Annotated in this window: 8 protein-coding genes and 1 pseudogene; 3 read left to right on the top strand and 6 right to left on the bottom strand. The window is 29.8% G+C overall.

What is annotated here, in order from left to right; translation table 11 throughout:
* A pseudogene (locus ACTG3S_RS01350) lies at window positions 1–109 on the top strand (DUF1801 domain-containing protein); the annotation flags it as partial.
* A 2-nt stretch (window positions 110–111) separates the two neighbouring features.
* Here the strand turns inward: ACTG3S_RS01350 and ACTG3S_RS01345 are convergent.
* The 3 genes from ACTG3S_RS01345 to kdsA form a co-directional block, all read right to left on the bottom strand.
* Entirely contained in the window at window positions 112–1,080 is a 969-nt protein-coding gene (locus ACTG3S_RS01345; RefSeq protein WP_439127579.1) for a transglutaminase domain-containing protein, read from the bottom strand.
* A gap of 10 nt (window positions 1,081–1,090) precedes the next feature.
* The gene (locus ACTG3S_RS01340; protein WP_439127578.1) at window positions 1,091–2,110 is read right to left on the bottom strand and encodes a transglutaminase domain-containing protein; all 1,020 of its coding nucleotides are present in this window, start codon (window positions 2,108–2,110) and stop codon (window positions 1,091–1,093) included.
* Between the two features lie 174 nt (window positions 2,111–2,284).
* Window positions 2,285–3,103 carry a 3-deoxy-8-phosphooctulonate synthase gene (gene kdsA, locus ACTG3S_RS01335; RefSeq protein WP_439127577.1) on the bottom strand — a complete coding sequence of 273 codons (819 nt, stop codon included), beginning with the start codon at window positions 3,101–3,103 and terminating at the stop codon, window positions 2,285–2,287.
* 153 nt (window positions 3,104–3,256) lie between these two features.
* Here kdsA and ACTG3S_RS01330 point away from each other — a divergent pair, with 153 nt between their 5' ends.
* Together ACTG3S_RS01330 and ACTG3S_RS01325 are read left to right on the top strand one after the other, a co-directional pair.
* Window positions 3,257–4,291: a M28 family peptidase gene (locus ACTG3S_RS01330; RefSeq protein WP_439127576.1), complete on the top strand. Its 1,035-nt coding sequence runs from the start codon at window positions 3,257–3,259 to the stop codon at window positions 4,289–4,291.
* A 4-nt stretch (window positions 4,292–4,295) separates the two neighbouring features.
* On the top strand, window positions 4,296–4,811 hold the full coding sequence (locus tag ACTG3S_RS01325; protein WP_439127575.1) for a DUF4136 domain-containing protein: 516 nt from the start codon (window positions 4,296–4,298) through the stop codon (window positions 4,809–4,811).
* Window positions 4,812–4,865: 54 nt separating this feature from the next.
* Here ACTG3S_RS01325 and ACTG3S_RS01320 read toward each other — a convergent pair whose 3' ends face one another.
* The 3 genes from ACTG3S_RS01320 to ACTG3S_RS01310 form a co-directional block, all read right to left on the bottom strand.
* Window positions 4,866–5,303 (bottom strand): hypothetical protein, encoded by a 438-nt coding sequence (locus ACTG3S_RS01320; RefSeq protein ID WP_439127574.1) that lies wholly within the window; start codon window positions 5,301–5,303, stop codon window positions 4,866–4,868.
* A gap of 112 nt (window positions 5,304–5,415) precedes the next feature.
* Complete coding sequence (locus tag ACTG3S_RS01315) at window positions 5,416–5,862, bottom strand: hypothetical protein (protein ID WP_439127573.1); 447 nt, start codon at window positions 5,860–5,862, stop codon at window positions 5,416–5,418.
* A 144-nt stretch (window positions 5,863–6,006) separates the two neighbouring features.
* On the bottom strand, window positions 6,007–10,476 hold a 4,470-nt coding region (locus ACTG3S_RS01310; RefSeq protein WP_439127572.1), incomplete at its 5' end, for a carboxypeptidase-like regulatory domain-containing protein.

The following is a 10,476-nucleotide window of genomic DNA, read 5'->3' as shown; positions in this document are numbered from 1 at the left end:
TAAATCTTTACGATACTATAAGTTAGAAGATATTAATGAAGAAATTTTATTAACAGTTTTAAAAGAGGCACATTCTTTAAAAGACAAAGGTTTTTATAAAAGAAATTAGCATTATTTTAATATTATTTTATACTGCATTGCCAGTTTATTATTGAAAAAAATGTTTAATAAATCATTTTTACTTGGTTTTTTAATAGAAACTATTGCGCTTTTATCATCTTTTAAATATACTTTCGGTTGTAAACTATTTTTAGAAGAACCATAGCTATAATTAATATCTAAATCTTTAAGGTTTTTAAATTTTAGTATAATTTTTTTTGCCTCAGGATTTGGTTCTATGATGCCTTTTTTGGGACTCATAATCTCTACATTAGAAACAAAATATTCATTGTAATAAATAGGTTCAAAACAAAACTCTAATAAAGACTTTTGTTTCATTAAATTAATCCATTTTTGTTTTTCTGGATAGTGCGTTAAACCTAATTTTTCTGCGTCAATGTCAAAATAAACCATGTTTACAGATTTTACCCATTTGTTATTTTTAAATACTCGATTTGAACCGAAGGTGACATCAATAAACTGCCAATTTTCTTCTATTTTTATAACATTCCAAATATGATTTTTATATTTGGCAAACTCACCAATTTTATTAGGTGTATTTTTTACATACCCTTTTACAGTTTCATTTTTTATATTTAAAAGATCGCATATTTTTTTATAAGAATATGTGTAACCTTTACAAACAGCAGTTTTAGTTTTTAGTGTTTTTAAAACTAGTTTATCATTTTGTATTTTTATTCTTCTTTTTAAATCTCTTTCATTATAATATATTGTGTATTCGGGTGATTTAATAAAATTAGAGATATTTTCTTTGTAATTGATATTTAATGCTAGCCAATAATAAGCGGCTTTTGCTTTCAAATAATCAGAATTAAAATCTAAACTTATTCTTTCCGCTATTTTTTCTGCTGAATTAAATTTTGGATATTTTTCTACAATTTTTTTTATACTCTTATATTCTTGAGTAAAAGAAAGTGAAACTAAAAAATTAAAAAACAATAATAAGATCCATTTTTTCATAATCTCTTTTTTAATTTATTTTAAAGTGTAAAGAATCTTTATTATCAATATAAATAACTAGAGTACTTCTTGATTTTACATTTTCTAGAATAAGTATTGTAATTTTATTTTCTTTTTTCAAAATAGGCTTTCGTGCATATTTCTGATTCCCTGTAATATAAGAAATATTCACACTGTCTGGTAAATTCTTGAGTTTAAGTTCTATCTTTTTATTTTTATCAGCCTTTAAAATTCCATTTTTTGGTAATACTAATTCGGTTTTTAAAGCTAAAAAGACCTGTCCGTAAATGGGTTGGTTATAAAATTCTTGTGGAGTAATTCTACCAAATCGTAAAACCCAAATAGATTTTTCTGGTAAATGCGTTTTAAAAATTTTCTCTTTGGGAATGTTATAAAAATAATTGTCAAAACTTCTTATCCATCTTCCATTTTGTAAAGCCCCTGCGGCCCAAGTATCATCTAATACTAACCATTTGCCATCTAATTTTACAGCGTTCCAAGCATGATTTGTAGTTTTTTGTATTACACCGATTTCGTCAGCAGTATTTCTAACATTCCCTTTAATTACGGCAGCTTCTATATTTAGTAAATCACAAATCTTTTTAAAAGATTGTGCGTATTCTTCGCAAACACCTCTTTTTGTTTTAAAAGCAGCTTCTATAATTTTATTTTTTGCAGCAGCTATTTTTTGCTGTTTTTCAGTTTCATTTTTATAGCGAAAACTATATGTTCTTGGTGTAGGATTGTAATATTCTTTTAAATTATAATTGATGTTTGTTGCCAACCAATAAAATGCGGCTCTTGCTTTTTCTGGGTCTGAAGAGAAATCTGTTTTAATTTTAGCAGCTAAATCTTCTACCTTAGAAAAAGGTGGATATTTAGAAACTTTCCTATCAACATTTTTAAAATCTTGACTTTGTAAATTAATTGTAAACAATAAAAAAAGTGCTAAAAGGTTTTTCATGGTAAAAAGGTAAACAACTTTAGGGAAACAATTATTGTGCCTTTTTTTAAATATAAAACCCTTCATGTTTTAAAATGAAGGGTTTTATATTATTTTTTATTGGAATTAAGTAAGTACGTTCGGGATTGAGACTTTCGACTTCGCTCAAGACAAGCTAATTGTTTAAGCTCTTTTTTCTTTTTCAGAAAAAAGCGAGTAGCGAAAGCCAGTTAAAACGCCCAAATAAAAATTAATAATCTATTATAAATTATTGACAGTTTTTCTAATAGTAACTAAATTGGTTAACAATTTTTCTAAGTTGTCTAAATGTAGCATGTTGGCTCCATCAGATTTTGCGTTTGAAGGATTAAAATGGGTTTCTATAAACAAGCCATCAACATTATTTACTACTCCAGCTCTTGCAATGGTTTCTATCATTTCTGGTCTACCACCTGTAACTCCAACTGTTTGATTGGGTTGTTGCAAAGAATGTGTAACATCTAAAATAGTTGGCGCAAATTCGCGCATTTCTGGGATGCCTCTAAAATCTACAATCATATCTTGGTAGCCAAACATCGTACCTCTGTCTGTTATCCAAGCTTTATTAGAACCAGCGTCTTTAACTTTTTGCACAGCGTGTTTCATGGCATCAGGACTCATAAATTGTCCTTTTTTTAAGTTGACCACTTTACCTGTTTTTGCAGCAGCAACCACTAAATCTGTTTGTCGCACTAAAAAAGCCGGAATTTGCAAAACATCTACATATTCAGCAGCTTTTGCAGCATCAGAAACTTCGTGAATGTCTGTAACTGTGGGTACGTTAAAAGTTTCGGAAACTTTGCGTAAAATTTTTAATGCTTTTTCGTCTCCAATACCTGTAAAACTATCAATTCTACTTCTATTGGCTTTTTTAAAACTACCTTTAAAAATGTAAGGAATCTCTAATTTATCTGTTATAGCAATTACTTTTTCTGCAATTCGTAACGCCATTTCTTCGCCTTCAATGGCACAAGGACCTGCTAATAAGAAAAAGTTATTTGAAGTGGTGTGTTTTATGTTTGGTATTTCCGATAAAATCATTTGTAATATTTTTATCAAAAGTACATAAAAATATGTGTTTTAAGCTTTGTTTTTTTGAAGTTAAAATGAAGTAATTATTACTACTCAAAATCGATTTTACGATATTATTCTTATTTTTATTCGCTATATTTAGCCCTTAAATTTTAAAGGATTATGACAAGAGTATTTAAGAGTATTTTAATGGCAATGGTGTTTGTTTTTAGCGTTTATAGCTGTAAAGTTGTACAACTAGGTAAAGACGGTGCAGACGGTAAACCGGGTGCAAATGGTGTAACCAATAACAAAATTATAAATTCTTTTTTTATAGACTCTACCCTTGTAAAAAAACATTTATATACGTTGGCATCTGATGAAATGGAAGGGAGAAAATCTGGTACACCAGGAATTGAAAAAGCCGCAAAATATATAGAGAATGAATTTGAAAAACTAGGCTTAACAACTTTTGGAGATTTAAAATCTTATAGACAAACTTTTACTTTTAAAAATAGAAGAACTAAAGAAGACATTACCTCTAGCAATATTATTGGTGTTTTAGAAGGGAATACTAAAAAAGACGAGTATGTGATAATTTCCGCACATTATGATCATTTAGGGAAAAAAAAGAGTGGAGAAGGAGACCTGATTTACAATGGTGCTAATGATGATGCTTCTGGAGTAACAGGTGTTTTAACATTGGCAAAATATTTTAAAGAAATGGGGAATGAAAGAACCATTGTTTTTGCAGCTTTTACTGCAGAAGAAATGGGTTTAATTGGTTCTACACATTTTGGTAAAGGAATTAATGCTAGCAAATTTGTGGCTGGTATAAATTTAGAAATGATTGGTAAAGTGCCAAGTTTCGGACCTAATACAGCTTGGTTAACAGGTTTTGAGAGAAGTGATTTTGGGAAAATTATTCAAAAGAATTTAGAAGGTACAGGGTATCAGTTATTTCCAGATCCTTACAAAAAATTCAATTTGTTTTTTAGGTCAGACAATGCTTCTTTGGCAAGATTAGGTGTGCCTTCTCATACATTTTCTACAACTCCTATTGATGTAGACCCAGATTATCATAAACTTACAGATGAGGCAGAAACTTTAAATATGACAGTAATTACACAAACCATACAAGCAGTTGCAAAAGGTACTGCAAGTATTATAAATGGTAAAGATACACCCACAAGAGTGGTAATAAAAGAACGTAAATAGTTGTATGAAAAAACTAAAATTACTTTTTTTAAGTCTTTTAGTAAGTTGTTCTACGGCTAAAGTAGTTATAGATTATGATGGAGACACTAATTTTGCGAACTATAAATCTTTCGATTTTTATGAAGATAATGGAGAAAATTTAAACGAATTTGATGTTAAAAGAATTACAGATGCTATTTATAACCATTTAATAAATAGTGATTTTTCACAAAGTAAAACACCAGATTTTTTTATTTATTTTGACACTAAAATAAACGAAAATGTAAGTAGAAACACTATTGGAATTGGAGTAGGTAGTGGAGGTAGAAATGGTGGTTTTGGTATTTCTGGAGGCATACCAATTGGAGGTGAAAAAGTACAAGAACAATTAATTATAAAATTTATAGATGCCAAAACAAATTTGTTGTTTTGGGAAGGAAGTTATAGTGATGTTGTGAAGCAAAATAGAAAACCAGAAGAACGAAAGAAACAGTTAGAAAAAGTGGTACTTAAAATATTAAATGAGTTTCCTCCAAAATAAATAAAAAATCCTCAACATCTTGTTGAGGATTTTTTATTTATTTTTTTTAAAAGTTTAAAAACGATATCTAACTCCTAAAGCAAAACCACTTCCAAAATCTACACCATCTCTTTCAGTGATATAAATTGGCGTGGTTTCTATAGATAGTAATATTGGCGATTCAAAATTATATTCCAATCCAATAATTGCACCTCCATTAAAATCGTTATTGCCTGTGCCATATCCAGCTTGTAAACCACCATACCAATTTAAATCTTCGTTCAAAGCCCACACTCTTTGATAACCTGCAGAAAAAGATGCGGCCTCAAAATCTGAACCTAAATTAAATTCTAATCTACTTTTTTCTGAAATCTTTTTTTGGTAAGAAATAGTTAAAGAATTAAAAAGGGTGTTGCCAAGTTTTACACCAATGGTATTGTTGGCAATTTCTTGTGCATTTGAGGATAGTGAAAAGGCAAATACCAAGCTTAATGTAATAAGTACTTTTTTCATAGTTTTTTTTTAATATTAATTAAAAGCGAATATAAAACATTATTATTATTACAAAACAAAAAAATCCTCAACAAATACATGTTGAGGATTTTATAATTTTTTATTTCTTTAATTAGAATTGGTATCTTACAGAAAAAGCTGCATCAGAGTTTACACCACTCAATCCACCAGAAATACCTATCTCTGGTCTATAATCTAAAGAGATTAAAATAGGAGCATTAAAATTGTATTCAATACCAATAACTCCGGCACCAAAAATACCCGTTTGACCGTAAGAAATTAACCCAGCACCAAAACCTGCATACCAATTAAATTTATCTTCTAAATTCCAAACCCATTGATACAATCCTGTTGCTTTAAAGTCGCTAAAATCGTTACCCAAACCTAAATCTACTTCTAATCGATTATTACCACTTAATGCTTTTTGATAAGTGATTTCTCCCCCTAAACCATTACCTCCACTTAAACGCAAACCAATGGCATTGCTAGAGACATCTTGTGCGTTTGTAGATAATGTTGCTGCTAAAACAATTCCGAATACTAATAATACTTTCTTCATAATTTGATTTTTATTTGGTTAATACTACAAAAGTAAATTTAATATAAATTTTCAATTAACTCAAAACAGTTTATCCTTAGTCCATTTGAAAAACCATTAAATTTAGTTTTTGTTGTATAGACTAGACATCCGTTAAATAATTTTTTAGTTATCTACAGAAACTCTTATTCCTTTAGAATAACTACTAAATTCTGGAGCATACATACTTTGTATTGTGGTAATTCCGTTACTGAAATTACCAGCATTATTCACTCTAACATCGTATTCAAAAACATATATACCTTTAGGAATTCTTTCAAAAAAGAAGTTGGTTGCAGCATCTTTTGTACTTTGATAATAGCCTAAATTGTCTTGCCATTTGTATTTAGAAAGGAAGTTTACAGGCTCAAAACCAGCAGCTCTCATATCTTTTAAGTGAATAAACTCCATATTTCTATCGGTACTCAATTCTATCCTTACAGTAATTAAATCGCCTACTTTTAATTTAGTGTTTTTGGTAATTTCTTGCAATTTTTTACCAGTGTCAGAATTTACTTTTAAAAACAATTTTTTATTTAATTGTAAATGAGATTTGCTAGTAGTAATTTTATCTAAATCCTCAAAATATTGCCAATACAAACCACCCCAAGCAATTCCTTTTTCTTTTTTGGTGATGGTTAGGTCACCCATTTTTGGTTCAATTTCTTCACCATTCCAAGAGGTTTTAAAATATCCTGTTCCAGCTTCAACTTTAACAACGTCTATTTCTGATGGATTTATTTCCTTCTCACCAACTTTAATTGCTACCATTTCTGTAATCGCTGTCCAGTCACTTCCACTCAAGAGAAGGGCATACACAGCCTCTGTGGTTGCTTTGGTGGTTTTCCATCTGTTGGTTTGTTTGTTTTTTAGCAACCAAATTTTTAAGTTGTCTATAGTTTTTTCATCATTTTCTATTTCTGTAAAAACTGCTATCATTAACGCATGCGTTTCTACAGGAGCTTGATAAAAATAATACCCAGCGACATTAGATTTCCAATACATTCCCAATTCATTGGAAGTAATACTATTTTCTTTTAATGATTTTAAAATCTGATTTGCAACTGTTTTTTTATCACTTCTAAATAACGATAATGCAATTTGTCCTTTTGCATACAAATTATAATCGTTCCAAAATTTGATAGTCTGATTCTGGTAATAATTTACAGCTGTAATTAATGCATTGCTTCTAGGAATATCTTTATAAAAACTTCGCATGTATAAATACTGAATTGTAAAATAATTCAAATTGTTTTTAGCTAAAAACTCTTTATATGCTTGCGCTCCTTTCTTTGTATTTTTTGACAAAGCCTTTGTTTTTTCTGCCCTATCTAATAATTTTCTGTATTGTTTGAGCAACTCACCATCTAAATATGCTACAGACTTTGCAATCATATTTTTTGTTGATGTTTTTAAAGGCATAACACCAATTTTTTGTAGATGACCAAAACCAGTGGCAATGTGTTGCGTAATATAGTTATTCGCATATCTACTGCCTTTAAACCAAGGAAATCCACCAGAGTTCATTTGCATTTCTTGCAATTTGTTGATGGCTTTTTCTTGCTCATTTTTCATTTTATTTAAATCGAATAATAATGCAATTCTCTTTTTTTGCTCAGTTTCAGATTGGGCATCTCTTAGCCAAGGAGTTTCCTGTATAATGATAGATTTTAACTCTTGATTTTTTTCTAAGTTTGATAGCAAAGCATCAGAAGATTTCCAAGCATTAAATACCGCTTGAATTTTAGGATTTGAATTTGCCACAAAACTAGCCAAGGTATTTGCGTAATATCTAGCAAAAGTTTGTTCTGCACATTCATAAGGATATTCCATCAAAAAAGGTAAAGATTGAATGGCGTACCAAACAGGGTTTGAGGTCATTTCTAAGGTTAGCTGATGATTTTTTAGCGTTGATGAAGAATCTTCACTAAGCTTTGTCGAAGTGTTTTTTAATTTTTCTAATGTAAAAGTTTTAGTTTCATTAGAACGTATAAACATAGGCAGAGTTTCTGTAACCAACATCCTGTTGCTTAAAACAGGCAAAACATTTTGCTCTCCATCAGAAAAAGCACCTGCTTTTGCCACAATTTTATATTGAACAGCTTGTACCGTATTTGGTATAGAAATGCTCCAAGAAACATTGGTATTTCCATCTTTATCAATGGTGAAATTTTTATTAGAATTGATGTTTTTTAATTCGATATTAATTTCTTTTCCTGAAATAGCATCAGTTAAATACAATTTTGCAAAACCATTTAATGTATTGTTCGTTAAGTTTGAAATTTTTGCACTCAAAATAATATCATCTCCTTCTCTTAAAAATCTTGGAGCATTTGGTACCACCATTAATTCCTTTTGAGTAATAGCACTAAGCGTTTTAGAAGCAGTTTTAAGTTCTTTTGTGTGTGCTAACAATTGCAATTTCCATCTGGTTAAGGCTTCAGGCATCGTAAACGTAAAACTTACTTTTCCGTTTTTGTCTGTTTTTAGTTGTGGAAAGAAAAACGCTGTTTCTTTAAAGTTTTTACGCGCTTTTACTTGAGCCAATTGTTTTTCTAATGCTTTTTTAGAAGTAATAACAACCACTCCATTTGCACCTCTAGAACCATACAAAGCAGTGGCTTCTGAGTTTTTTAAAACGGTAATTTCTGCTAAATTATTTGGGTTTAAAGATTTTAAATCTGCTTGTGTCATTACAACACCATCAATAACAATTAGAGGGTTTTCATTTTTAGAAATAGTTGAATTACCTCTAAATTTAATACTAGTATTTTGTGGGTTCCAATTCATGTTATCACTCATAACTTCAACACCTGAAGTAAAACCGTTTAGCAAAGAAGATTTTTCATTTTCAGCTTTTAAAAAACTAACAGATCCAGTTAAACTCTTTTTTTCTGTTGTCCCATAACCCATTACAACCACTTCATCTAAAGCATTTGCATCTTCTTGTAAGGCTAAATCAATATTGGTTTGACTGTTTACCACTACTTCTTTTGTTTTATAACCAAGATAACTGTAGACTAAAACATCTCCTTTTTTTATTTTTAGTTTGTAATTCCCGTCAAAATCTGTGTCTGCTTTAAAGTCTGTTCCTTTTATTAGTATTGAAACTCCAGGTAATGGTTCTCCATTTACGTCCTCTACAACTCCTGTTATAATGCCGTCAAAATCTTTTCTAGTTCTTTGTAATTTTCTTTTTAAGTTTCTAACATACTGCCTATTTAACCAATTGTTATTTTGAAAACTAAAACCAAACCAATTGTAACTCGCGTAATTTATGTTGGGTATGTGATAGTAACTTCTGATACTGTTTTCCATATTAAAATAAGCCACACCAAAACTTCTGTTAGCGCTACTAGTTTGATAAGAATAATAATTTGTTTTTGTAGCAATAGGGTTAAATTGCCAATTATGAGGTTTGAATTCGTCTAAAGAAACATCGTACATAGAGGCTAATACTTCTGCAGTTATAGCATCATTTTTGTCATTTTTTATAGAAAAACTCCAAGTTTCTTCTGCACCTGGTTGTAATTTATCTCTAAATACATTCGTTATAATTTCTATGGGAGCTGTTTCTTTTTTAGGAACGTTTATTAGCAAACTTCCACTTTTAAAATAATTATAATTTACAAAATGATATTTAATAGCAAAACCACCAATATCACTTTTTCGAACCGGAATTTTGATCGTTTTTATTTCGTTTTTTAAACGAATAATTTTGGTTTCAATAATTTTGTAGTTCTTTTCTATTTGAAGTACTACATGCATGTTTTTAGAGGCTGTACCTATTTGTAGAGCAACATTTTCGTTGGGTTGATAGCTGTTTTTATTGATTTTTATAACAAATAATTGATTGTCTGCTACTTTTTTGTCTTTCGGAGAAAATAAAGTTATTTTTTTCTGATCTTTAATAGCGTTTCCAAATTTATCTTCGCTTTCTAAAATAGCGATATATTTTCCAGATTCCCATTTTTTAGTATCCTTTAAGTCGATTTCTTTACTTTGTTTGGTATTAAAAGTTTCGTTAAAAACCAATGCTCCTTTTTTCCAGTTTTCGTCTTTGTTTTCATCCTCAAAATAAGCTTCATTAGGAAACATTTTTCGAAACTCTTTTTCTGAAATATCTTGAAAGCCTGGTGTATTCCAAGGTCTTTCTCTTAAAGGGTTTTTAGGTGCTTTTAATTTGTAGATTTTAAAAGTACCTTTTGCAGGCTCAAATTCGCCATTTAGGTTTTTTGTATCAATGGTTATTGCTGTTTTTTTACTGTTTCTATCAATGGTTTCATTCATAGATATTGTGGCAACCATAGCGTGATAACCTACTTTTACGTTTGTGGTGGCACTTCTGGTTTCTCCATTAACATCAGTAACATCTGCAGTAATTTCATAAGTAAAAACAGGCAAATTCTCTTTATCTACACTTTTATCTGGTGTTGCCATAAATGAGATATAAAAGTTTCCAGAAGCATCAGAGACTGTTTCGCCATTGGTTATTTCTTGACTTTCGGAACCTATATTAGGTCTTCGCCAATAATACCAAGCAGGAAAAATTACTTTTCTACGAACACGATATACAACTTTTGCGTCTGTAATGTT

Origin of the sequence: Polaribacter sp., assembly GCF_965656025.1 — a bacterium.
Lineage (GTDB): Bacteria > Bacteroidota > Bacteroidia > Flavobacteriales > Flavobacteriaceae > Polaribacter.
This window is presented reverse-complemented; position numbering and strand designations above follow the sequence as displayed.